The organism is Acinetobacter sp. WCHAc060033 (assembly GCF_004209125.1).
In the GTDB taxonomy this organism is placed as follows: Bacteria; Pseudomonadota; Gammaproteobacteria; order Pseudomonadales; family Moraxellaceae; genus Acinetobacter; species Acinetobacter wuhouensis.
Map to the genome: position 1 here is coordinate 40,134 of NZ_SGSW01000017.1, position 22,529 is coordinate 62,662.

Annotated in this window: 26 protein-coding genes and 1 pseudogene; 14 read left to right on the forward strand and 13 right to left on the reverse strand. The window is 36.6% G+C overall.

Annotation, left to right across the window (positions count from 1 at the left end; translation table 11 throughout):
- The first annotated feature begins 15 nt into the window (after positions 1-15).
- From EXE10_RS09445 to EXE10_RS09460, 4 genes are all read left to right on the forward strand, one after another.
- On the forward strand, positions 16-2,181 hold the full coding sequence (locus EXE10_RS09445) for a hypothetical protein (RefSeq protein ID WP_228256808.1): 2,166 nt from the start codon (positions 16-18) through the stop codon (positions 2,179-2,181).
- Positions 2,182-2,192: 11 nt separating this feature from the next.
- On the forward strand, positions 2,193-2,960 hold the full coding sequence (locus EXE10_RS09450) for a hypothetical protein (RefSeq protein WP_130113189.1): 768 nt from the start codon (positions 2,193-2,195) through the stop codon (positions 2,958-2,960).
- Between the two features lie 283 nt (positions 2,961-3,243).
- Positions 3,244-3,546, forward strand: coding sequence for a hypothetical protein (locus tag EXE10_RS09455; RefSeq protein WP_130113190.1), 303 nt, complete (start codon positions 3,244-3,246; stop codon positions 3,544-3,546).
- A 148-nt stretch (positions 3,547-3,694) separates the two neighbouring features.
- The gene (locus tag EXE10_RS09460; protein WP_130113191.1) at positions 3,695-4,057 is read left to right on the forward strand and encodes a NirD/YgiW/YdeI family stress tolerance protein; all 363 of its coding nucleotides are present in this window, start codon (positions 3,695-3,697) and stop codon (positions 4,055-4,057) included.
- A gap of 25 nt (positions 4,058-4,082) precedes the next feature.
- Here the strand turns inward: EXE10_RS09460 and EXE10_RS09465 are convergent, their stop codons facing one another.
- Positions 4,083-5,255: an MFS transporter gene (locus tag EXE10_RS09465; protein ID WP_130113192.1), complete on the reverse strand. Its 1,173-nt coding sequence runs from the start codon at positions 5,253-5,255 to the stop codon at positions 4,083-4,085.
- A 185-nt stretch (positions 5,256-5,440) separates the two neighbouring features.
- Positions 5,441-5,707, reverse strand: coding sequence for a metal/formaldehyde-sensitive transcriptional repressor (locus EXE10_RS09470; protein WP_130113193.1), 267 nt, complete (start codon positions 5,705-5,707; stop codon positions 5,441-5,443).
- An 88-nt stretch (positions 5,708-5,795) separates the two neighbouring features.
- Here EXE10_RS09470 and dmeF point away from each other — a divergent pair.
- Both dmeF and EXE10_RS09480 read left to right on the forward strand, forming a co-directional pair.
- Positions 5,796-6,777 (forward strand): annotated as a pseudogene (dmeF, locus tag EXE10_RS09475) (CDF family Co(II)/Ni(II) efflux transporter DmeF).
- Between the two features lie 94 nt (positions 6,778-6,871).
- On the forward strand, positions 6,872-7,573 hold the full coding sequence (locus EXE10_RS09480; RefSeq protein WP_130113194.1) for a DsbC family protein: 702 nt from the start codon (positions 6,872-6,874) through the stop codon (positions 7,571-7,573).
- A gap of 80 nt (positions 7,574-7,653) precedes the next feature.
- Here EXE10_RS09480 and EXE10_RS09485 read toward each other — a convergent pair whose 3' ends face one another.
- The 3 genes from EXE10_RS09485 to guaD all read right to left on the reverse strand — a co-directional run bounded on the left by EXE10_RS09485 (position 7,654) and on the right by guaD (position 10,202).
- Positions 7,654-7,905 carry a GlsB/YeaQ/YmgE family stress response membrane protein gene (locus EXE10_RS09485; RefSeq protein ID WP_068974167.1) on the reverse strand — a complete coding sequence of 84 codons (252 nt, stop codon included), beginning with the start codon at positions 7,903-7,905 and terminating at the stop codon, positions 7,654-7,656.
- A 202-nt stretch (positions 7,906-8,107) separates the two neighbouring features.
- A complete protein-coding gene (gene hpt / locus EXE10_RS09490; RefSeq protein ID WP_068974168.1) occupies positions 8,108-8,635 on the reverse strand; it encodes a hypoxanthine phosphoribosyltransferase in 528 nt (175 codons plus the stop codon).
- A gap of 250 nt (positions 8,636-8,885) precedes the next feature.
- Positions 8,886-10,202 (reverse strand): guanine deaminase, encoded by a 1,317-nt coding sequence (gene guaD / locus EXE10_RS09495; protein ID WP_087553618.1) that lies wholly within the window; start codon positions 10,200-10,202, stop codon positions 8,886-8,888.
- A gap of 247 nt (positions 10,203-10,449) precedes the next feature.
- Here guaD and EXE10_RS09500 point away from each other — a divergent pair, with 247 nt between their 5' ends.
- Positions 10,450-10,923, forward strand: a complete 474-nt coding sequence (locus EXE10_RS09500) for a hypothetical protein (protein WP_087553617.1) — start codon at positions 10,450-10,452, stop codon at positions 10,921-10,923.
- Between the two features lie 68 nt (positions 10,924-10,991).
- On the opposite strand, the gene EXE10_RS09505 is transcribed toward EXE10_RS09500, so the two are convergent.
- From EXE10_RS09505 to EXE10_RS09515, 3 genes are all read right to left on the reverse strand, one after another.
- Positions 10,992-11,768 carry an LlaMI family restriction endonuclease gene (locus tag EXE10_RS09505; protein WP_087553616.1) on the reverse strand — a complete coding sequence of 259 codons (777 nt, stop codon included), beginning with the start codon at positions 11,766-11,768 and terminating at the stop codon, positions 10,992-10,994.
- Between the two features lie 475 nt (positions 11,769-12,243).
- Complete coding sequence (locus tag EXE10_RS09510) at positions 12,244-13,404, reverse strand: glutathionylspermidine synthase family protein (protein WP_130113195.1); 1,161 nt, start codon at positions 13,402-13,404, stop codon at positions 12,244-12,246.
- 61 nt (positions 13,405-13,465) lie between these two features.
- A complete protein-coding gene (locus EXE10_RS09515) occupies positions 13,466-13,855 on the reverse strand; it encodes a hypothetical protein (RefSeq protein WP_068974173.1) in 390 nt (129 codons plus the stop codon).
- 227 nt (positions 13,856-14,082) lie between these two features.
- Between EXE10_RS09515 and EXE10_RS09520 the strand changes: the two genes are divergently transcribed.
- On the forward strand, positions 14,083-14,643 hold the full coding sequence (locus tag EXE10_RS09520; protein ID WP_130113196.1) for a nucleotidyltransferase family protein: 561 nt from the start codon (positions 14,083-14,085) through the stop codon (positions 14,641-14,643).
- On the opposite strand, the gene EXE10_RS09525 is transcribed toward EXE10_RS09520, so the two are convergent.
- From EXE10_RS09525 to EXE10_RS09535, 3 genes are all read right to left on the reverse strand, one after another.
- A complete protein-coding gene (locus EXE10_RS09525) occupies positions 14,640-15,035 on the reverse strand; it encodes a hypothetical protein (protein WP_130113197.1) in 396 nt (131 codons plus the stop codon). The two genes, EXE10_RS09520 and EXE10_RS09525, sit on opposite strands and share 4 nt — an antisense overlap.
- A 92-nt stretch (positions 15,036-15,127) precedes the next feature.
- The gene (locus tag EXE10_RS09530; protein WP_130113198.1) at positions 15,128-16,093 is read right to left on the reverse strand and encodes a TerC family protein; all 966 of its coding nucleotides are present in this window, start codon (positions 16,091-16,093) and stop codon (positions 15,128-15,130) included.
- 280 nt (positions 16,094-16,373) lie between these two features.
- Positions 16,374-17,585: a sugar transporter gene (locus EXE10_RS09535; protein WP_130113199.1), complete on the reverse strand. Its 1,212-nt coding sequence runs from the start codon at positions 17,583-17,585 to the stop codon at positions 16,374-16,376.
- 170 nt (positions 17,586-17,755) lie between these two features.
- On the opposite strand from EXE10_RS09535, the gene EXE10_RS09540 reads away from it, so the two are divergent.
- The 5 genes from EXE10_RS09540 (at position 17,756) to EXE10_RS09560 (ending at position 19,936) form a co-directional block, all read left to right on the forward strand.
- Positions 17,756-18,043, forward strand: coding sequence for a GNAT family N-acetyltransferase (locus EXE10_RS09540; protein ID WP_068974178.1), 288 nt, complete (start codon positions 17,756-17,758; stop codon positions 18,041-18,043).
- Positions 18,044-18,094: 51 nt separating this feature from the next.
- Positions 18,095-18,379, forward strand: a complete 285-nt coding sequence (locus EXE10_RS09545) for a GNAT family N-acetyltransferase (protein ID WP_130113220.1) — start codon at positions 18,095-18,097, stop codon at positions 18,377-18,379.
- Positions 18,380-18,582: 203 nt separating this feature from the next.
- Positions 18,583-19,020 carry a BLUF domain-containing protein gene (locus tag EXE10_RS09550; RefSeq protein ID WP_130113200.1) on the forward strand — a complete coding sequence of 146 codons (438 nt, stop codon included), beginning with the start codon at positions 18,583-18,585 and terminating at the stop codon, positions 19,018-19,020.
- Between the two features lie 122 nt (positions 19,021-19,142).
- On the forward strand, positions 19,143-19,526 hold the full coding sequence (locus EXE10_RS09555) for a hypothetical protein (RefSeq protein WP_130113201.1): 384 nt from the start codon (positions 19,143-19,145) through the stop codon (positions 19,524-19,526).
- A gap of 32 nt (positions 19,527-19,558) precedes the next feature.
- Positions 19,559-19,936 carry a hypothetical protein gene (locus EXE10_RS09560; protein ID WP_087553611.1) on the forward strand — a complete coding sequence of 126 codons (378 nt, stop codon included), beginning with the start codon at positions 19,559-19,561 and terminating at the stop codon, positions 19,934-19,936.
- A 35-nt stretch (positions 19,937-19,971) separates the two neighbouring features.
- Here the strand turns inward: EXE10_RS09560 and mpl are convergent, their stop codons facing one another.
- Both mpl and EXE10_RS09570 read right to left on the reverse strand, forming a co-directional pair.
- Positions 19,972-21,339: a UDP-N-acetylmuramate:L-alanyl-gamma-D-glutamyl-meso-diaminopimelate ligase gene (gene mpl, locus EXE10_RS09565; RefSeq protein WP_130113202.1), complete on the reverse strand. Its 1,368-nt coding sequence runs from the start codon at positions 21,337-21,339 to the stop codon at positions 19,972-19,974.
- Between the two features lie 135 nt (positions 21,340-21,474).
- Positions 21,475-22,017 carry a hypothetical protein gene (locus EXE10_RS09570; RefSeq protein ID WP_130113203.1) on the reverse strand — a complete coding sequence of 181 codons (543 nt, stop codon included), beginning with the start codon at positions 22,015-22,017 and terminating at the stop codon, positions 21,475-21,477.
- Between the two features lie 138 nt (positions 22,018-22,155).
- On the opposite strand from EXE10_RS09570, the gene EXE10_RS09575 reads away from it, so the two are divergent.
- Positions 22,156-22,503: a DMT family protein gene (locus EXE10_RS09575; protein ID WP_068974184.1), complete on the forward strand. Its 348-nt coding sequence runs from the start codon at positions 22,156-22,158 to the stop codon at positions 22,501-22,503.
- The last annotated feature ends 26 nt before the right edge of the window (positions 22,504-22,529 follow it).

A 22,529-nucleotide genomic window follows, 5' to 3' on the forward strand; every position in this document is an offset into this window, starting at 1 on the left:
TTTTAAGGGGATAATATGTATACACTTTCTAAGGTCAATCATGAGGAAAGAGATGGCTTAGTACAACAAAGAGAAATCTTGTTGGATAAATTAAATGAATTGCAATTTAAGTTATTTGATAAAAGTTCACCAGAAGTAGTGGATCATGTGAATCAATTACAAATGGAACGGGCAAAGCAACAATCGTTATTAAAACAAGCTCAAGCTAAACTTAATCAATTAGAACCAGAGTTAGAGAATTTTGAAGAGGGTGCTGAGCATATTTTGCTAGAAGCAATTAGTCAGCAGGATTGGTATGGCTTTAAGAATAAGCGTGAAATTATCTTTGATAAACGTACAGGATTCTTATTTCCAAACTTTGAGTTTATGCCTCATTATTCTCTAAATGATTGGAAAAATATCAAAAAAAACTATTCACCAAATAATATAGGACAAGGTAAGTGGGCTCAGCTATATGAATGCGAATGTAATGATTATGGTTTCTCCAATAACGCTCGTGTAAACGAGTTTGACTATCCTAGGAAGTTTAGAGGCAATGAATCGGTAAGTTTATGCGGTTATTATAGTAGTTTTGGTAGTTATCATATTAATCGAAATTATCATTTATATTATATATATAACTTTTCTAAAAATAATATGAGTCATCAAGTTTCTAAGAGTGATAACGATGTTAGTAATTCAAAAATTTTACTAGTTTTGAGAACTTTAGATAATACAGAAATCGCAGATGATAATCCTCGACTAACTGCAACAGAAAAAGCCAAAATCATTTTAGATTTTTTTATTGAAAAAGATTGGATTCCAAACTTTGAGCCATTTCTTGAGAAAACTGATGAAGAGGATGATGAAGACTTTCAAGAACGTTTGACTCAAGCACAACAACAGTGTGATGTCTATAATCAAATTTTTGATGCCTATTATCAGCGTATTCAACTTCAGAAAAAGCTAGCGGATTTAGAGCTTCAACTTGCTGAACTACCAGAACCTGAGCCTAAAAATATATTTACCTCGGCATTTGACTATCAAATTGAACTGAAAAACTACGATAGCCAAATCATTAATCAATCCGTATGGAAATATAGCCAAGCCAGTCAGCAATGGATGAGCAATTTACTAAATAATATTGATGAGTGGGAAAATGAACATCTCAATTTGGTTAAAAATACAGTTGAATTAAACCAAGAACTTGATAAAAAGCTACCTGTGAGTGGCAATATAACTGCTGAGGAAAAACATTTATTAGATTCACAGCTGAAAAAACTAAAAGAACGCCTTGACCTTGGTCTAACACCTTTGCGTACAAGTCTAATTAACTTCTTGTCAGAATCTCAACAAATTTCATCCAACTTAGAACAAACCAGCAGTTTAAATGGCTTAGCACAGCTTGAACACCAAACCCGTCCAAGCTTTGAGTTACTTGCGGAACACACAGCAATACTATGTACTAAAACCTTAAAGAAAATGGAGTGGTTAGACCAATCATTGGATTTTGTGAAATCGGTAGTAAATATTCTGCGGAGATCAGCAGAGAATTACCTTATCTTAGTCGATAAATATCAGCAAGACTTAATGCAAATTGGCTTAGAGAACAGCATTGAATCAGAAGAAGTTGAAGCTTGGTTTGTCGAATGGCGTAGAGAGCGTTTAACGCTTTTAAAACAGATTCAACCATTGTTAGATGCTGGGTTAAATAATGTGATTGATGAGCAGACAGTTTTAGATATCTTTTCATGTATAGAGCAATATCAAAACGAATTAGATCAGTTCTATCTACAAAAGCGTTTAGGTATCCATACCACTTATGCTTTCCAACCGAATGGACACCGTCAAGAGAAGCTAGAAAAAGAACAGGAACTCACCAAGCTTGTTCATCAGTTTATGCAACAGTTAGAAAATGTCATTTTTAGTACAAAGACTACGGCACAAAAAATATGGCTCATTCGATTTAGTGAAGTTTGGCAGAATGGCATTGTGAATCAAATTACAGATTTCCTCACTAAAGAACAATTGATTGAACGTGATGATGTTGTTCAAATCATGAGTGAAGAATTACGCAAGGTTCAGCAACAGAACTTAGCTGCTTGTTTGCAAGATGCACAAAGTTATAGTGATGCATTAGCGCAAAGAGAAAAAGATGTAAATACACTGATATTTAAAATGCGTAAAGCTTTGATGAAATAAGGATATATAAGATGGGATTGTTGGATTCAGTGACTGGTTTTGTGAGTAATGCTTGGGATACGGTAAAAGATTTTGTTGGAGGGAGTTCTTCCAATGGAGGTAGGCGTGATTATGGTGGTTCATCATATTCATCAAGTAGTTCAACAGTTACGAATTATGATCCAGATAAAGTTGAAGTGGCTAAGTTAGAAAATGAACGTGTTGATTTGGTTAAAAATGCTCAGCTTGAACTCATGGAAGTAAATGCTCGTCTAGAAGCAGTCATGATTGAAGCACGGTGCAAAGGATTTCAATCCATGCAAATTTCTATGATGAGCATGCTGAGAGAAGTGAATCAACTAGCAGAAGAACGTCTTGTTCTATTGGAAAATGGTAGTCAAGAGCAAGTTCAAAAAGTCGAAGCCATGTATGCTGACTTGAGTAAAGATATGGAAAATGATGATTTTATGTTTTCTAAAGTACCTCAAATGCTCGAAATAGCGAATAAATTTCCAGAGGAATCTGATAGCCGAAAGCTTTATATGAGTGGAATTGATCGTGAAATGGCAAAGCATTTTGATTTCAAGACAGAACAGTTAAAGAAATTAAATGAGCGTTGTCAAATTGTTGTAGCATCAGTTGTTACAAGTAAAGAGAAAATGCAAAGCCATATTGATATGGTGATTACTAAACGTATCGAGCATATAGAGCAAGTCATGCACGTGAATGCACAGCTTCCTTATAGTGCAACTGCGCAGATTGGTGATGACGATCAATTAAAAATTGAGCATAAGTCTTGATGGTATGGTTGGATGGAATAGCCATATTGCGTATATAAAGCAAATGACACAGCTTGTGATCGATCTTGCGAACATGAAGCAGTTTTCACATTTGATTTATGATGTTTTGTGTGTAGAGGGCGGAATTAAAAATTTTCAAAAAAAAGTCACCCATTAGTCACTTAATTAATTTAATTTTTATAATAAATTGATATTTAATGTTTAAATTTTTATTTTTACATTCTGTATTGGAAAGTAATTGTAATTATTGCTTTAAAATGATTACTTAAACGGATTACAACAGATGGAAGCATTCAAAACATTGAGAGTTGTCACCCCTGAAGGCAATTGTTTTGCGGTATTTCCTCAAGATGCTTTGCACTGCGAGTTAAAGGGATTTAATGCAGCAGCCATTTATTATTTTGAAAGTAATATGTTCAAAATGTTTAAACAACATGGTTATCCGATTGTACTTGAAGATATAAATTTTGATTCATTTTTGATGTATTGTAATCGCCCCGATTTAGGGGTTCTGATCGAGGATGAGTTTGTTGATGAAGAGTACGATATGTGCTTAGGATATCAACTCAAATTTACCCTAGATTAGAAAATTTATTTATTTTTAATGTTTTATTTAAGCTGACATAAATGTCAGCTTTTTTATGATTTTATTTATCATTTAGTACATTTTATTTACAGAACAAATCTTAATATTTAAGCTTAAACAGAATTCCTTTTAAAGTAAGGTTCTGTTTATGAAAAAGTCTCCTCTATTACTCACTGTTATTTTGCTTGGTCTAACAGCAAATGTTTGGGCGGGAAAAGATGATCAAGTCATTATTCAAGAAGCTGCCAAAAATAACATTACCGTTGCGCAGGCCTTACGTGCCAACGATGAAGTTGCGGTGACTTTGACGGGCACAATTGTAGGTCAGACTAAACACGAACATTATGAACTCAAAGATAGTACGGGAACGATTGGAATTGAGGTCGATGATGATTTGATTGATTTAAAACAGTTGAAATCTGGTACTCAAGTCAAAGTCGTTGGTGAGGTGGATACACATCGTTATAAACCGACAGATATTGAAGTCGTTAAAATTGAAATCATTCCTTAAATAAAAAAGGCGCTAAGCGCCTTTTTTATGTGGTTTTAAGCTTTAAATGATTGATCAACAGGTAAACACATAACGCACCTACCCCTGCACAAAAACCTAAAACACCTGTTATCAAACCAAAATGATCTGATAAATAGCCTGCAAAAATAACAGGAACAATCGTACCAAAATACGCAATAAATAGATAAGTCGAAACCACCGCAGCACGGTTATCTGGATTGGTCATGCGATGCACCAAAGCAAAAGCAGCCAATAAACCCATGCCATGTCCCATGCCCACACAGATCACACTGATAAAGAAAATAAAGCCTAAGTCTAAAATCATACAAATGGACAGAATGAGATAACTGCTGATTAATAAAATTAAACCAGCATTCAAAGCTTTATGCATATCTATTGATTTTGCAGCAAATTGTACAATTGCAGAAACAAAAAGAATACTGGCAATGGTCGCACCACTGACCAAAGGTCCATGCCAAGGGATAATATCTTTGATAAAAGATGGTGCAAGTGATGCAAATAAACTGAACGAACCAAAAGCACAGAATGCAGTAAAACTGGCAATATAAAACTGCTTTTTGAATTGAGCATCAGGAAGTTCTAAATGTGGCGCAATAGAAAAAGGTTGTTTCTCAGATTGAATGGTTTTAATACTAAATAGGCTAATCAAGCTGATCGAGGCAGCAATAATGACAGGGATATAAGGCGTCACGAGTGGTTGATCAGAAAATTGCGCAATTGCCCCACCAATGAAAGGTCCAAGACCGAATCCTAATACGGTAATGATTGAGCTTAATTGCGCTGCATTTTGTTTGTGCGAATCTGGAATGGTGTAAATCAAACCCAACATGGCAGAGGTACTGATCAGACCTGATGCAATACCAATAATAAAGCGCCCAAATCCAAGATAGTAAGTATTTGAAGCAAATACAGAAAGTGTTAAACCGATGACTGCAAACAACAAGCCAATCTGCAAAGTTCGAATAAACCCAAAACTATTACTGGTACGACCTAGAAATAACAATGTGGTCATACACCCAAACATATAGGCGACAAAAATATAAGTAATATGGCTTGGGAGTAAGTGCCAAAGTTGTTGATAAATTGGATATAAAGGGCTAGCAAGCGCCGTACCAATCGTACCGATACATAAAGCAAGGCTGACCATGAAAAATGGACGCCATGATTGCTGATTCATAGATTTAGAGCTTAAAAAATGGAAATTTAGGTGTGTTTATAGACCTAAATTTTTCAGACAAAAATGCGGAACGTGTTTAATCAACGTCAGTATCGAAAAAAAACGATATATTAGGGAGATTAAAACTTAATCACTTTAGTGTAAATCAAAAATTAAAAGATAACGAAAAATATTATCCCACTGTTTTAACAATAGCGCTTCAATAACTTTAAAAATTCCTGTAACTCTACTTTATCTACAGCGTGTCGATCTTGAATCACATGTTCAGTTAAATGTTGTTCAATCAATTCATTCATCAAACCATTAACTGCCCCTTTGATTGCTGCAACTTGCTGTAGCACTGAAATACAAGAACTGTCTGGTTGATTTAAGGCTTCTTCAACAGCTTGAATTTGACCTTTTAAACGCTTTACACGGTTGAGGACTTTTTTATCTTGGTGTAAATGACTCATCACGATCATCCTCTAAATATATACTCCCTTATAGTATATTTTAAATTGAAAGAATATACTAAGGGGGAGTATATAAGATTGGTCCATCATGCAATTTAAAACCATACAACGCCAACACAGTCATCAATTTGATGAAGGTAATCCATTGGCACAAAAGAAAATCTTATTTGCAACAATACTCACCGCAGTCATGATGATTTTTGAGATCGTGGGTGGTTGGGTATTTAACTCTATGGCACTGCTTGCAGATGGTTGGCATATGAGCTCGCATATGATTGCACTGGGATTGGCTTATGTTGCCTATCGTGCAGCTCGGCATTATGCACAAGATGCTCGGTTTAGTTTTGGAACATGGAAAATCGAAGTTTTAGCGGGATATAGCAGTGCGATTATTTTGATGCTTGTGGCGATTCTTATGGCATTTCAATCAATTGAACGCATTTTTTCTCCTGTTCCGATTCATTTTAATGAAGCGATCCCTATTGCTATTGTTGGTTTGTTGGTCAATTTAATTTGTGCTTGGTTATTACATGATGGTGATCACGAGCATGGGCATGGTCATTCACATATACATTCACACCATACACATTCAGGTCATGGACACTCGCATGATGTGCACGATTTAAACCATCGAGCTGCTTTTCTCCATGTTGTTGCAGATGCTGTGACGTCTGTTTTGGCAATATTGGCATTATTTGCAGGGAAATATTTTGGCTGGAATTTTTTAGATCCAATCCTCGGCATAGTGGGTGCTTTTCTCGTTGCAAATTGGTCATGGAGCTTGATTCGTCAAACAGGTAAAACCTTACTTGATGCTGAAATGGATGAGCCTGTGGTAAATGAAATTCGTGAAGCCATTGATGAACTCAAAAATGAGGTAAAAATTACAGATATTCATGTATGGAAAGTGGGAAAAGCAAAGTTTTCAGTGATTTTGGCGCTTGAAACAAGTGATAAGAATCTGAATGCCGATATGATTCGTCAAGCTTTCCATCCATGAAGAATTGATTCATATTTCAGTCGAAATAAATCAGATTTCGATGTTTAACTTTGTTTCACGTGGAACTTAATGTTTTAAGAAAACATCCTCACAGTTTTCAAACAAGTGTCCTACTAAACTATGTTTTAATGTCGTCTATTCTGATTTTTGATTTTTTTAGAAATATGTTAAAGCAATTTATAGCATTGAGTTTAAGTCTTACGTTGTGTTCAGTCAGTTTTGCCAGTGTAGATACTGTGAAAGCGAAATTAGCTCAACAATATCCCAATATAAAAATTGATAATCTGAAAACAACGGAGATGCAAGGTTTATATAGTGGGACATTAGACGATAAAATTATCTATGTGAATGAAGATGTCCAACATATTTTCATTGGTTCAATGATTCGCTTAAAAGATCAACATAACTTAACGAAAGATCTAGTCGATCAGAAAAATTATGTAGATTTTAAAACTTTACCTCTGAATGATGCGATTAAAACAGTGAGGGGGAATGGAAAGCGTCAGCTTGCGATCTTTTCTGACCCAAATTGCCCATATTGCAAGGTTCTTGAAGGGAATTTAGCCAAACTCAATGATGTGACGATTTACACATTCATTTACCCAATCAAAGCGCAATCTATTCTTCCATCGAAGCAAGTGTGGTGTTCAAGCAATAAAGCATACGCTTGGAAAAATTTAATTCAAAGTGGAATAAAACCTACTGCGCCTGCAAACTGTGCAACACCGATTGATCGTAATCTGGAATTAGGTCAAAAATTAGGTTTGCAGGGTACGCCAGCTATTATTTTTTCAAATGGTTATAAAGCGATGGGGGCTTATCCAGCAGATGAAATAGAAAAGCTTTGGCAAAAGTTTGGATTGTAATTTAAGTGTTTTTAACACTGTTTAAAACACAAAAAAGCACCAGTTTATGGTGCTTTTTGCTGATCTTTAAAAGTTTTGAATTAAGTGCGTTTTGAAACAAAGTTATAGATAAATAACACGATGATCGCACCGACCACAGAAGCGATAAATCCTGCCGATGCTCCATTTTTATATAGACCCAGAAATTGTCCCCCATAAGTTGCAACTAAAGAGCCAATGATCCCCAATGCAGTTGTCACTAGAAAGCCAGCTTTGTCATCACCAGGATGGATTGCGCGAGCAATCAGACCTGCAAAAAAACCAATGATAATGGCACCGATTAATGACATCATAAGATTTCTCCTTTCTTTCTATTGCTAAGCGTAATTGCGTTATTCAAGTTAACTCTTTCTATATTCAAATATTTTAGAGTTTTGAAATAGCCTAGATATGCTAAAAGTTGTTGCATTTTTGTTCATTTTAAAATTCCAGATATTAAAAAAGCGACCGAAGTCGCTTAGAAAATTTAGGTCTATAAAATTTTTTGAATTCAGCTTAAAGACCGACTTCACCAATAAAAGGAATATGGCGGTATTTTTGATCATAGTCTAAGCCATAACCAACGATAAATTTATCTTCAACTTCAAAGCCTAAGAATTTAACCTCTAAATCAATCTCACGGCGTGAAGGCTTGCTGACTAAAGTACACAGCTCAATAGAGTTAGGCTCGCGTGTACTAAGGATGTCTAATACTTTGCTCAATGTGTTGCCCGAGTCGATGATGTCTTCAACGATTAAGACATCTTTACCACGAATTTCCCCATCTAAATCTTTGAGAATTTTGACATCGCGGCTCGATGTTGTACCACCACCATAGCTTGAAACTGTCATAAAGTCGAGTTCGTGAGTTTTAGTGATTGCACGACATAAATCAGCCATAAAAATAACTGAACCACGCAATAAACCGATTAAAACCAGTTCTTTGTCGCTATTGGCATAATGCGCATCAATTTTTTTACCAAGTTCTTGAACTTTTGCATGAATTTCTTCAGCAGAAATCATTACTTTCATTTCAACAGTCATGGGAAATACCTAAAACCTAAACAGCAAATTCTAAAATAAAAAAGGCGTTGACCAGCAACACCTAAAAGATGCATCAATTTTAAAACATATCAGCTCAAGATGCATCTTTTTTGACAATTGGATATGTAATTGTCACATTTTCAAAGTCAAGTTTTAGTGTGCGTCGCGCTTAAGGAGTAAAGCACACGCCACAAAAACCACGCCGATCAGAATCAATTTCTGCTTTGATCTTTTAGGCGGTTGATCATCTTTAGACTTGCTCATAAGCTTTTTGACCATAAATATACGTGGCTTGAATATTGCGATCATCGCCCATGGTAAATAAGGCAAATAATGCATCTTCAATATTCTTGGCACGTTGTTGGCGTAAGGTTTGTAATGCTGTGGCTTTCAGATTCAGCACGACAAAATCGGCTTCTTTCCCGATATTAAAATTACCAAGCTGATCCTCCAAATGCAGTGCTTTTGCACCACCGAGTGTTGCATGATAAAGCGATTCCATCGCTGACAGTTTATCAGCTTGAAGCTGCTGAACTTTATAGGCTTCATTGATGGTTTGTAACTGACAGAATGATGTCCCTGCGCCAATGTCTGTGCCTAAACCGACTTTGACTTGTTTTTCCCATGCTTTTTTTAATGGAAATAAGCCACTACCAAGGAATAAATTTGAGGTAGGACAAAATGCAATCGCAGAATCAGTATCATGCATACAATCCCACTCATGTTCTTCCAAATGCACACAATGGGCAAAAACAGATCGCTCCCCTGTTAAGCCATAGTGATGATAAACATCCAAATAGCCTTTTTGTTCAGGAAATAATTCTTTGACCCATGCGATTTCATTTTTATTTTCACTTAAATGGGTATGCACATAGACATCGGGATATTCAGCTTTGAGCTGCCCTGCTTTTGCCAATTGCTCAGGTGTAGACGTTGGTGCGAAGCGTGGAGTGATCGCGTAGAGATTACGTCCTTTACCATGCCATTTCTCAATCAAAGCTTTAGAGTCTGTATAAGCGCTTTCTGCTGTGTCTGTCAGTGCTTCAGGTGCATGACGATCCATCATCACTTTACCTGCGATTAAACGCATTTGGTGGCGTTCTGCTGCTTCAAATAATGCATCGACAGATTGTGGATGGACGGTACAGAAAACCAGTGCTGTGGTTGTACCATTTTTTAATAGTTCTTGAACAAAAAAATGCGCGATTTGGTCAGCATAGTTTTTATCGGCAAATTGAATTTCAGTGGGGAAGGTATAAGTATTTAACCATTCTAAAAGCTGTTCGCCGTATGCACCCACCATTTCAGTTTGTGGAAAGTGAATATGGGTGTCGATAAATCCAGGCACAATCAATTGTTCTGGGTAATGTTCAATTTGCGTATTTTCGGGGATGTGCTGTTGACCTGCTTCCCATTCTCCAAACCAACTAATTTTGCCGTTTTGAGTAATGAGTAGACCATCTTCTACATATCGCACTTGGTCGTGTATTTCACGTGCTTGGGCAACTGTATTCTGAATATCAAGGAAACGACCACGAATCGCTGTCGTTGCAATTACAGAAGACATTTTTAACCTGCGTTTTGACTTTTTTCAGTTGATTGTACCCTAAAGATCAAGATGACGCTGTACGTGGTTTTAGCTCTATTTACATTGAAGACCGAATATTGATATTTTTGAATTGCTTAAATTTAAATTTTTGAATGGATGTTCGATTCAAAATATCAGTCAATGATTATTTGTGTAGATGACTTTATCTTTACATCAAGAATCGGTACAGTGTCGGCAAATGATGAAATAAGAGACAATAATATTTATGTATTTTTGGAATACTAAAGCCCTTGCGCATGAATTATCAGAAGATACTTTGGAAAAGCGCCATTATAAAAACTATTATTTAATCGCAGCATTGGTGGTCAGCGCCGTGTATTACTATGGAATGTATTCACCTTATTATGATGTTCGCGTGATTGGCTTAGAATGCTTTCTGACATTAGTGATTATGTTCATTGGGATTCAGCGTTGTTATGTTGCCAATGGCGGTGACAATGGTGTGCATTTTATGAATAGAATCACAGCACTTTCTTTCCCTATTCTTCTACAAACAACGGTAGCAGGGATAGCTTTTGGTTTGGTTTTATTGGGAATTTACCAATATTTTCAACTTGAAAACACGGCGTTTGATCTATGGTATGAATGGTGTGTATCTGCATTTACGATTTTTCTACAAGTACTCTTCTTTACCCGTTTAAATAAATACATGAAACGTGTGGCTGAACATACGATCTAATATTTTTATAACATATTAAAAATAAAGCGCTTTAATTTAAGGTTAAAGCGCTTTATTGGTTAGAAAAATTAGTAAGATCGAACGACCAATGCATCCCAAAGTGAATTACTTGCTCGCCAGTGACTGTAAGGGCGACGATTTGATTCATACATGCCAGAATCAAAAAAGATCACGCCTTGTTTGACGAGTCGGATCCATTTTTCAAAAGATAATGGTTCACCGAACTCAATCGCGACATATTTTCCTGAATCATCGGTTTTACATCTAAACCAACCATTCTGATTAAATTTTTGATTGACCCTTTGACGCATTTTGTCTGCACTCCAACGGGCAATCACCAGATCATCTTTTTTAAATTCTTCAGGGACGAGTGTTGATTTGTGGGTTCGATTGTCAAAGGAGTAGCTATATTGAATTTCAATATCATTGTGTGCTGTTACTTTTAGGATGCAACCATATTGATTTCTTTGGTTAATTTTAGGAATAGCACTGCCCGACCAAGATAAACGGTTATCTTTATTCTCATTGGGTTTTCCAAAAGTAGGTAAAAAGTACTTATTGCGTCGGGTAAGCGCATTTTCACCAGTATTCCATTGAATAATATGCGGGTCATTGAAAATAAAATAAGTTGGACTCCAATCCCCAAAGGTGGTTTTGATTGAAGTCTGGTTTTTCATTTCAAAACCCATTAGATCGGCTTCTGCTTTTGCATTGGGTTTAATCCCCATTTGCTTTTCTAACCAATGACCGACTTTACCGTCATGGTTGGTATTATATTGACTGGAATCAGCGCGCTTGCCCAAAACATTCTTCTTGAAAATCTCAACAATAGCTTGTTCTGACATCAGAATTATCCTTTTTATTCATTAAAAACCACGATCACTTTTGGAATTGAATGTGATGGGTTAAGTTATTTTTCATTGCTTTGGAGAATGAATATTCTCTTAGATTTATTAAATTTACTTATGAATAGTCTAGTGGATTATTTAAATTAATTACAAGATTAACAGTGTTGCTTTTTATTTCATCAGTTTTGAAACAATACTGAGTATTTAAATTTGGAAATGTGGCTTCACATTTGATGCTAAAGCTAATTAAATCATGGATTTTAATCATCTATAATCTTAACAAAAATGAAAAACAATCCAATACAGATAAAAATCGAAGGGACAATAAAATTTTGTAATGGAATAGCTACTCCGCTTGAATTTGGTAAGCCTTTAAGACCGATTAGAATGAAGCATTGTAAGAGTCCAAACAGGATAAAACATATTCCAATGATCCCTTTCACGATAAAGAATGCGTACTTAAATTTGAGTGCTATTCCACAAAATAATGCGCCGCAAAATGTGCATCATTGCCAATAATATCGAACTCATCTTCACGGATCGACATGCCTGCACAAGTGTGTCCAACCATCCATAAACCAAGCGTAGGTAATTTGCCATCAAACAATGGTGTCTCTACCCATTTCTGCGCGATGTAACCATATTTATCATAATCATCGAAATAGAAACTGCCTGAAGCTGCACCTTGATCGACATTGTCCTGAACCACACGAATATTGGCGCCTTCACGGGCTAAAATCGGTTTTTTTGCCCATTTCCCTTGCAATTGCATATCGTTTTTAAAAGCATGCGATTCGAGTAATAAAGGATGATTGGGGAACTTCTTCCACAGTTCAACTAAGATTGCTTTATTCGACAAGAGCATTTTCCAGCACGGCTCAACCCAATTGGTCTCAGGCTTTAAGTATTGTGAAAAGTTTTCTTCCCAAACCCATTCCCATGGGTAAAGTTTGAATAAGTTTTGGATATTTTGATCATTTAGATCAAGGAAATTTTGCCCATCCCAACCGATATTTTCCATGGAGAGTTCAGAAACTTTATGCCCTGCTTGGAACGCTGTATCCATCAAATATTCGAGATTGCCCCAATCCTCACGTCCTGCTTCTTGGCAGGCTGCAAAATGAATATGTGATCCACGTGGAAAAATGGTTTTCCAGCGCTTGATCAAATCTTCATGAATGCTGTTGAACTGATCACGATGCGGAATATTTTCAACTTGTTCAATCCAATGCCATTGTGCGACAGATGCTTCAAGTAAACCTGTTGGAGTATCAGCATTGTATTCCAACATTTTGATCTGATGACCATCGTAGGCAAAGTCAAAACGTCCATAGAGCATCGGTGCTTGATGATGCCATGAATGTTCAATCAGTGGAATTGCTGCCTGCGGAATCTGAAAGTAATCTGGATAATTACCCTGTTGAATCATCTCTCCAGCCACTTGCATACACATTTGATGCAGTTCATTGGAGGCATCTTCAAGTTGCTCGATTTGCTTTAAAGTAAACTCATAAGCCACGCCTTCTGACCAATAAATCGAGCCATCTAATGATGGGAGATTGTAATAATCAAAACCGATTTGTTCATGCTGTTGTTGCCAGTCGGGACGTGCTTGGAAGCGTTTTCTTTTCATAGGATATTAGGAGAATAGTGAAAGCTTAAACATTAAATATAGAGGGGGTAAAACGTGTAAATTATCCACCAAAAGAGAAGCCACTACGACCAAAGCCACCACGGACAGGTGAGGATTTACTACTACTTTTACTGACTTGGGAAACAAAGGGTTGCCCTACACTGAGATTGGTCGAAGGCTCAACTTTACGACCTAAATAGTTCACTTTTCGATTGCCATCATAATACTGTGGTCCGACATAGCGTGTGCCTGAACCACCATAATAATATCCACCGCCATGTGAACTACTTGAAGATGTCGTAGTTTGCTCTTCTTCACACAGTTCTGTATTCCAATCATATGAACAATCATATTGACTATTGTAAACATCTTGAACAAGCGGTTTGTCATTACTACTACAAGCAGTGATTAAGAGCGGAACGACAACCAGACTGATTTTTTTTGAACGCATGATTTGCCTTACATCATTCGGAATTTTTATCTATTTGCTTTATAAATGATAAAAAAGAAAATTATTTTATACGCCGTATAATATGAGTATGAGGGGTGAATGTACAGTCTGTGAGCGGATAAAAAAAGATAAAAAGTATGTTTGATTGAAAATTGATGTTATGGATGATATTCAAAACATCTGGAACGTTTTATTTCAAAATAGACATTCGAGATAGGCGGCAAGGCATGAAATATTCACAAGATTTGAAGCAGATCATCTATGCACATCCTGTATTTTTACTTCGTTTAAAATTTCTCAGAGAAATAAATCCTTCTGCTTATTTAAGCGCTGGCGTTATTCGCAATATGGTGTGGTCAGTTTTGCATGATCAGCACTATCTCATTGAGCAGACTGAGATTGATGTGATTTTTTATGATACAAACGCTATTGAAGATGAACAGCAACGATTAACACATTTACTTGTTCAAAAGTTTCCTGAAAATACATGGGATGTGGTCAATCAAGCCTTTGTTCATACTTGGTATACAACTGATGATGGTCGCTCTGTTGCACAATATTCATCATTAGCAGAAGCACTTGCAACTTGGCCAGAAACTGCGACTGCAATTGCAGTACGATTATTGAAAAATGATGATCTGGAGATCATTGCGCCATTTGGTTTAAATGATTTGTTTGAACTCAAACTGCGTTGGAATGACCGTTTGGTGAGTCACGAAGTATTCTTAGAGCGTGTGCAATCTAAACGGTTTTTTGAGCGTTGGAATAGACTAGAAATCATAGATTAGTTTTCTAAGATAAACGTAATACCATTATATCGAATATCATAGTCTAGCGATGCTTTTGCCCATGCTGTATCGAGTATAGATACTTTAGAATTATGCTCAATTTTAACTTTGAGTTTAGATTTAAGCTTTTTTACGATTTTAGAATCGACTAAATGCCCTTCTTCAGCCCAAAGCATAATAAAAAATTTTAGCCCTGTTGGCAGTTGTTCAACAGAGATATTATTGCCCGTATGACCATATATTTTGAAAGTATTTTTAATAGTCCAAAGCTGTTTTTCTTGATTAAATTCAGTATGAAATAACCCATTGATCAAATTTTCTAAAGTAATCGCTCGTCCATCAATGGATACATTTTTGCTTTGAAAGTTAATGGTTAAACATGCATCGTGCATTTTATTCTCTTATTTCGCTGTATCACTAATCTACTGTTTTTATGTGGAATAAAAAAGCCTTCCATTCGGAAGGCTCAGTATTTTCAATCGTCTTACAACGTCGTTTCGTTATATTTTTTACTATGACGAATTGACAGAATTGCTGTAATCGTCAAGACAATCACAATGAAACTTAACGAGATCCAAATTGGCATGTGGAACACATTGAGCATGAGCATCTTAAAGCCGATGAACACAAGAATCAGACCCAAGCCATAGGGTAGATAATGCATTTTCGATGCAGCACCTGACAATAAGAAGAACATCGCACGTAAGCCCAAGATCGCCATTAAGTTTGCTGTGAGTACAATGAACGGGTCAGTGGTGACAGCAAAAATCGCAGGAATTGAGTCAACCGCAAAGATCACATCAGACGCTTCAACCAAGATCAATACAAGGAATAATGGGGTTGCCCACAGTACACCATTTTGACGAACAAAGAACTTGCCACCTTCGAGCTGTGGCGTGATTCGCATGTGTTTACGTAACCATTTTAAAATCGCCATATCTTCGATATTGCTGTCTTCTTCTTCCTGACCTTTGAGGAATTTAAAACCTGTATAGACGAGGAATGCACCGAAGAGATAGAGAATCCAAGAGAACTCTTGAACGAACCATGCCCCGATAAAAATAAAAATGGTTCTTAACACGATCGCACCGAGTACGCCGTAAAGTAATAATTTACGTTGCAGTGCAGGTGAAATACTGAATGCCGCGAAGATCATCATCCACACGAAAACGTTGTCAATTGCGAGGGATTTTTCCAGCAGATAACCTGCAAAATACTCCATAGTTTTGGCATTGGCGATGGTCACGCTTGCGGTTTGTTGTAGATAAAACCACAAGCCGCCACCAAAAAGTGTTGCAACCGTAACCCATGCAATACTCCAGTAGGCTGCGGTTTTGACTTTGACTTCTTGCCCTTCTTTTTGTTTAAAACCAAGAAAGTCAATCAGTAACATGACACTGACGATGGCAAAGAACGCCAGATATAGCCATGGATTGCCAATGGATTCCATAAAATTCTCCAAGTCTGGCAATCAATCAGGCATAAAAAAACCTTGATCAGTTGCCAGATGATTAAACATCTGTATCAACATGATCAAGGTCTTGCCTACATTATCTTATGCGGATAATGCTCAGATACCGGCATTTTTATCTCAATCAGAAAAAATGCGTAATGACGATAGTCTGATGGGAGGCTACTCCCCTTGTTCAACAAATTGGGTTTAAGAAATCGTTGATTTCTTAATATGCGCACAGAATCGCATATTTATAAGCAATGTGCAAATTATTTGTTTATTTAATACCCGTTAAAAAGTCTTTACGTTGTACCAAAACCAATGCCAATAATGTCCCTATCACTGCAATGATTCCACCGACAATACCGATTTGATTCAAACCAAAGTTTGTTGTGGCAAGACCACCGATCAAAGCGCCTGCACCGATACCGACATTGTATAAACCTGAATGGATTGCCATAGATACATCTGTTGCATCTGAAGCAAAATCCAAAGTTTTGGCTTGTTGCGCAAGGCTGAAACAAATAATTGCCATGCCCCAAAGCCCGTAAATCACGCTGAAACTGATGAAGTTTGTAGACAGCGGAATGAGCAATAACATCGCAGCGGCAATCACAGCACTGCTTAATGGGATTGGAAATTTTGGATATTTACGGGCAAATTTTCCAAATAAGTAAGAGCCAAGAAAACCAGTGACACCATAAACTAGCAATAACGTTGTGGTTTGTGATGAGCTTAAATGTGCAATATTTAAGGCAAATGGTTCAATATAGCTATAGGCGGTAAATTGTGCCGTCACTACAATCACGGTTAAGGCAAATACCATCAACAAGCTAGGGCGTTGCCAAAACTGTTTCAGACTGCTGAGTGACCCCGAATTGACACTTGGTAATTTGGGTAAGGTTTTTGCCAAAATAAAGCACACAAGTGTTGCACCGATGGCAATCAGCGCAAAAGTATTACGCCAACCATAGGTTTCACCAATCATTCGCCCAAATGGAATCCCTAAGACCATTGCTAATGCCGTGCCTGTAGCGAGTAAGCCCAAAGCTTGTAATTCTTTGCCTTTAGGTGCAACCCGCACCGCCAATGATGCGGTAATTGACCAAAATAGTGCATGGGCGAATGCGATGCCGATACGACTCAGCAACAGCACATTAAAACTCCATGAGAAGTAAGATAAAACATGACTCACGACAAAAACAGAAAACAGTGCGATCAGTAAAAAGCGCCGTTCAATATTTTTGGTTAACAGCATAATTGGCAATGACATAGGAGCAACCACCCATGCATATAGGGTGATCATGATGCCTGCATCTGTTGCAGGCATGGCAAAGCTTTTTCCAATATCACTAAGTAAAGCAACAGGAACAAATTCAGTGGTATTAAAAATAAATGCAGCGAAAGCCAGACTAATCACACTGATCCATTGTTGAGTTTCACTGGGAGCAGGTTGTGGCATAGGATTTTGGGGAGTAGAGGCTGACATAGTCAAGAATTTAAAAGAATAGTCCTAAATTTTAGGCTGATTTTTTTTAAATGTTAAGTTGAGTTTTGATATAAAAATTAGAGTTTGTCCGACAAAATTTAACAATAATTCAAATTGAATTGTGGCATTTTTTAAAATCTAAAAAATTGAACAAAATAAGAGTAATGACCATGTTAGAAATTAAACATCAAGATAATGGTAAAAAGGGTGAATTTTATATTGGTGAAGAAAATCACCATTTGGCTGAAATGGCATATACATGGGCAGGTGAAACCATGCTGATCATTGATCATACTACGGTTGAAGATGAATTACGTGGTCAAAGTGTTGGGCGCAAACTACTTGATCAAGTGGTTGATATGGCACGTCAAAAAAATATCCAAATTATTCCTTTGTGCCCTTTTGCCAAATCTGTGTTTGATAAAGATCCATCGATTCGTGATGTTTTGAAATCTTAAGATCACTTTGTTACAGTTGAAATGTGCCATAAAGAATGATGAGAAATAATGATGCAATTCCAACATGTAGATAATCAACACAATGGTGAATTTTACCTCGACAATGAGCAAGGCAAACGGATTGCTGAGATCAGTTATGTCTGGAGTGGAGAGCAAAAAATTATTGCCAACCATACATGGGTAGATGATTCACTTCGTGGTCAAGGTATGGCACGCCAATTATTGGATGTTTTAGTTGATTTTGCACGTCAGAAACAGCTTAAAATTGTACCGACTTGTTCCTATGTTGAAGTGATGTTTCGCCGTGAGAAAAGTTTTTCAGATGTCGTGGCGTAATATAAAAAGTTAAGTATGTTTAAAGATAAATAGCCCATATGTTGGGCTATTTTTTTGAGATGACCGATTGCATATACGCGCTGTGTAAATGGGCTTTTTATTCAGGGAAAGTTCTTGTATATTCGAGTTTAGAAGAAAATGATTGAATCAAAAATTAAATCTAAAACACATTAAATTAGAATGATATAAATAAAGGAAATAGCATGTTTATTAGACTCTGTTATGTCAGTACGCGAGTGGAGCATGATAAAAATTTATTAGAAGATCTCAGTGATATTTTGTCTACGGCAAGACAATTTAATCAGGAACATCAAATTTATGGCGTGCTGTATTATTCTGAAGGTGTTTTTTTTCAGTGTTTAGAAGGACAACAGGCTGTATTAGATGATTTATATGGAAGAATCTCAAATGATCAAAGACATATAAATTTACATCGTTTTCCAGATCAGCCATTGAAACAGTTATATTTTTCAAAATGGTCGATGAAATATGTCAAAGACTCTACAAAAATTTCTCGTTTTTTTGCAAAACTTGGTTTAGAAAAGTTTCAACCTTATCAATTAAATAATGAAAATATTCAGGATTTTGTCAGTCTATTATTGAAAATAGACAATAGTGAGCCAGCATATAAAACGCGATAAAATTATCCAACTTGTGACGTTTTCACAAAAGGGCACCATATTTTAGAATCTATCGTGATATTTAACATAAGAACGATGAAATATAGTAAAAGCGTTATAGAAATTCGGTTAGAAGATTAAAAATGTTTAAAAAAATGCTGTTTATCAGTTTATTGAGTTTGAATTCATCATTGATTTTTGCTTCGGATTGTTTAGTTTCGGACTTAAAAACATATTCATATGAGCAAGAAATTCAGCCACGTTGGGAATTGTCAGTTATATCTAAACAGCGGGTGTATTTCCATTCTGCACCTAAAGCGGTATGTAAAATGGTGGATGATTATCTTATTCAAAATGATCATGTCATTGCTTATTCACTTTATACCGATAAAGCACAAGAAAAATGGGTCTATGTGATGTATATCAATACCGAGCATGATGCCGATGATAGTGACGATTTGATTGAAGGCTGGGTAAAATTAAAGGATTTTAAAAAGTTAGATGATTATGTTGCGGTAGCAAAATAAAATATGTTCAATATTAAAAGAGGTATTGAGTAATGTTGAAACAGCTAATTTTAGGATTCACATTGCTTTTAAGTGCACATTTTGCATTTGCTATAGATTGTTCAAAAATGAATGAACAAGTTGAAAAGCAAGCTGTTCCAATCGTTCCACGTTGGGGATTAGTCGTTCAATCTAAACAACGAGTGTATTTCCATTCAGCACCTTTGGCTGAATGTAAAATTAAAGGTTTATTTATTATTCATGGAGATAGTGTCACTGCTTATGATTTGTATAAAGATAAAGCGCATCAAGAGTGGGTTTATGTCATGTATTACAGTAAGCGGCAGGATTTAGAAAATGAAATGGTGGAAGGTTGGATTAAGTTAAATGAGTTTAAATATATGGGTACAGATTCGCCCATGACACATTAAAAAACCCGCGAAAGCGGGTTTTCAATCACAAATATTTATTTTGCTTTCAACGCCGCAAGTAATTTTTGATGCAAGCCACCAAAACCACCATTTGACATGATCACGACTGCATCGCCCTCGCCTGCTTCAGCAACCACAGTTTGGATGATGTCATCCAAAGTACGTGCAATCACCGCTTTATTCGGTGCAGCATCAATCACAGGCTGCAAATCCCAATCTAAGCCTTCAGGTTGATACCAAATTACTTCATCTGCCAAACGTGCAGAATGTGCCAAACCATCTTTGTGTGAGCCCATACGCATGGTGTTTGAACGTGGCTCAATAATCGCCCACAGTTTACGTTCACCTAAACGCTTGCGCGCGCCTTCAAGTGTGGTATCAATTGCCGTTGGATGATGGGCAAAGTCATCATAGACCTCGATACCATTGACCGTATCCAAAAGTTCCATACGACGTTTTACACCGCCAAAATTCGACAATGCTTCACATGCAGTTTCAATCGACACACCGACATGTTCAGCAGCAGCAATGGTTGCCAAAGCATTGGCAACACTATGTTGCCCTGTCATTGTCCATTTCACTTCACCTTTCACAACGCCGTGTTGCAGTACTTTGAAATGTGAACCATCGGCAGAGAGTTGTTCTGCATAGACTTCACAGCTGTCATTGGCATCTAAAGATGTACGAACTACAGGTGTCCAACAGCCCATTTCCAATACTTCATCAATATTGGTTTCAGTGATTGGCGCGATGATACGACCTTCACTTGGAATGGTACGAACTAAATGATGGAATTGTTTTTGAATCGCTGCTAAGTCATCAAAAATATCAGCGTGATCAAATTCTAAATTATTTAAAATCGCTGTTTTAGGATGGTAATGCACGAACTTAGAACGTTTATCAAAGAACGCTGAATCGTATTCGTCTGCTTCTACACAGAAGTATTTACCACCACCTAAACGAGCGCTTTCGCTGAAACCTAAAGGAACGCCACCGATTAAGAAACCTGGATTTAAACCCGCTTGATCGAGTACCCATGCCAGCATGGTTGTGGTTGTAGTTTTACCATGTGTTCCTGCGACGCCAAGTACGTGTTTGCCTTGTAAAACATGATCTGCAAGGAATTGTGGTCCTGAAATATACGGTAGACCTTCATTCAGCATATATTCTACGGCATCAATACCACGTTTCATGGCATTGCCCACGATCACAAGATCAGGATGTGGTTGCAAATGGCTACGGTCATAGCCTTGCATTAAAGTAATGCCTGCATTTTCCAATTGGGTCGACATCGGTGGATACACGTTTGCATCTGAACCTGTCACCTTATGCCCTAAATCACGCGCCAATAACGCCAAAGAACCCATAAAGGTGCCACAGATACCCAAGATATGCAGATGCATTCGTTCTCACTCCACTTCTTTTTGACACATCACTTTGTTGTTGTGGTGTTGTCGTGATTCATTTGATTTGAAAGCAACGATAGCAAGGGTTTAAGTGAAAAGATAGTTTTTCTTGTATCGTAAAATAGATATGTTTTAAATCGAGTGACTTGTTAAATTTAAAACTTCATCCACATAGTGAGATAGCGTATTTTTTTCTTTGTGCGGGAGCGTAATTAAGTCAATCACGATATTCATTGGAAATTCATAGAGTGTTCCATTGGTTAATATTGCACTAGAATGTTTATGATCAGATTGCGTCACCTTAAGCAAAATTGGATTTAGTTTTCTCTTCTTGTTTGATTTAATCCAATACCATTGTTGCTTTTGATCATTTTCACGGATAGTTTCACCTACATATGCACCAATTCTTAAAGAGATAGTGACAATATCTTGAATAAAATGTTGATGTTCTTCTTCATTCAGTTTTTTTAATTTAGTTTCGATAAAATATTGTCGAATAAGCAGTAAATATTCATCTATAAAAGTTAAGCTGTGTAGTGAATAGTCTAGTGTAACTTGATCAAAATAGTTGACCAATAAAATTTGACTTTCACCTTTGTAAGTTAATAATTCTGAAAGAAATAGCATGTCTGCATTTACTTTTCTTGACAGTAATTTTTCCAGTATTTTTAACAATTTATTTACTCCTTATATATTGTCTAACTGAACGATAGTTCAACAGTAAATGCATATTTTAATAATTTTTTCTCTAGTATTTATTATGATGGACATTAGCAGTGTAATCTATAATCATCCTAAAAATCTGAGCTAAAAATGGCTTTATCTCTCCCTCTTTTACTTCTCATTATTTCCAACTGTTTTATGACCTTGGCATGGTATGGTCATTTAAAATTTTTACCGCATGATGCGCCTTTGTGGAAAGCCATTTTATTGAGTTGGATCATTGCCTTACTTGAATACAGTTTTATGATTCCCGCGACGCGTTTATTGGCAACACATGGCTGGTCGATGGGACAGATGAAAATTACTCAAGAAGTGGTGACACTTTTGGTCTTTGTTCCTTTTATGATTTTCCTATTTAAACAACCATTTAAGCTTGATTATTTATGGGCAGGTTTATGTTTACTGGGCTGTGTTTATTTTGTATTTAGAAGTCAGTAAAGCATGAAGATTCGCTAAACGCGTTG

Excerpts from the sequence above, each read along its gene's own strand:
- EXE10_RS09455 (WP_130113190.1), top strand. The coding sequence starts at position 3,244 with ATGGAAGCATTCAAAACATTGAGAGTTGTCACCCCTGAAGGCAATTGT.
- EXE10_RS09465 (WP_130113192.1), bottom strand. The coding sequence starts at position 5,255 with ATGAATCAGCAATCATGGCGTCCATTTTTCATGGTCAGCCTTGCTTTA.
- EXE10_RS09510 (WP_130113195.1), bottom strand. The coding sequence starts at position 13,404 with ATGAAAAGAAAACGCTTCCAAGCACGTCCCGACTGGCAACAACAGCAT.
- EXE10_RS09485 (WP_068974167.1), bottom strand. The coding sequence starts at position 7,905 with ATGATGTCATTAATCGGTGCCATTATCATTGGTTTTTTTGCAGGTCTG.
- EXE10_RS09515 (WP_068974173.1), bottom strand. The coding sequence starts at position 13,855 with ATGCGTTCAAAAAAAATCAGTCTGGTTGTCGTTCCGCTCTTAATCACT.
- EXE10_RS09505 (WP_087553616.1), bottom strand. The coding sequence starts at position 11,768 with ATGTCAGAACAAGCTATTGTTGAGATTTTCAAGAAGAATGTTTTGGGC.
- EXE10_RS09460 (WP_130113191.1), top strand. The coding sequence starts at position 3,695 with ATGAAAAAGTCTCCTCTATTACTCACTGTTATTTTGCTTGGTCTAACA.
- EXE10_RS09520 (WP_130113196.1), top strand. The coding sequence starts at position 14,083 with ATGAAATATTCACAAGATTTGAAGCAGATCATCTATGCACATCCTGTA.
- EXE10_RS09545 (WP_130113220.1), top strand. The coding sequence starts at position 18,095 with ATGCAATTCCAACATGTAGATAATCAACACAATGGTGAATTTTACCTC.
- EXE10_RS09500 (WP_087553617.1), top strand. The coding sequence starts at position 10,450 with ATGTATTTTTGGAATACTAAAGCCCTTGCGCATGAATTATCAGAAGAT.
- EXE10_RS09560 (WP_087553611.1), top strand. The coding sequence starts at position 19,559 with ATGTTGAAACAGCTAATTTTAGGATTCACATTGCTTTTAAGTGCACAT.
- EXE10_RS09450 (WP_130113189.1), top strand. The coding sequence starts at position 2,193 with ATGGGATTGTTGGATTCAGTGACTGGTTTTGTGAGTAATGCTTGGGAT.
- EXE10_RS09555 (WP_130113201.1), top strand. The coding sequence starts at position 19,143 with ATGTTTAAAAAAATGCTGTTTATCAGTTTATTGAGTTTGAATTCATCA.
- EXE10_RS09480 (WP_130113194.1), top strand. The coding sequence starts at position 6,872 with ATGTTAAAGCAATTTATAGCATTGAGTTTAAGTCTTACGTTGTGTTCA.
- EXE10_RS09575 (WP_068974184.1), top strand. The coding sequence starts at position 22,156 with ATGGCTTTATCTCTCCCTCTTTTACTTCTCATTATTTCCAACTGTTTT.
- EXE10_RS09525 (WP_130113197.1), bottom strand. The coding sequence starts at position 15,035 with ATGCACGATGCATGTTTAACCATTAACTTTCAAAGCAAAAATGTATCC.
- mpl (WP_130113202.1), bottom strand. The coding sequence starts at position 21,339 with ATGCATCTGCATATCTTGGGTATCTGTGGCACCTTTATGGGTTCTTTG.
- hpt (WP_068974168.1), bottom strand. The coding sequence starts at position 8,635 with ATGACTGTTGAAATGAAAGTAATGATTTCTGCTGAAGAAATTCATGCA.
- EXE10_RS09550 (WP_130113200.1), top strand. The coding sequence starts at position 18,583 with ATGTTTATTAGACTCTGTTATGTCAGTACGCGAGTGGAGCATGATAAA.
- EXE10_RS09530 (WP_130113198.1), bottom strand. The coding sequence starts at position 16,093 with ATGGAATCCATTGGCAATCCATGGCTATATCTGGCGTTCTTTGCCATC.
- EXE10_RS09470 (WP_130113193.1), bottom strand. The coding sequence starts at position 5,707 with ATGAGTCATTTACACCAAGATAAAAAAGTCCTCAACCGTGTAAAGCGT.
- EXE10_RS09535 (WP_130113199.1), bottom strand. The coding sequence starts at position 17,585 with ATGTCAGCCTCTACTCCCCAAAATCCTATGCCACAACCTGCTCCCAGT.
- EXE10_RS09445 (WP_228256808.1), top strand. The coding sequence starts at position 16 with ATGTATACACTTTCTAAGGTCAATCATGAGGAAAGAGATGGCTTAGTA.
- guaD (WP_087553618.1), bottom strand. The coding sequence starts at position 10,202 with ATGTCTTCTGTAATTGCAACGACAGCGATTCGTGGTCGTTTCCTTGAT.
- EXE10_RS09540 (WP_068974178.1), top strand. The coding sequence starts at position 17,756 with ATGTTAGAAATTAAACATCAAGATAATGGTAAAAAGGGTGAATTTTAT.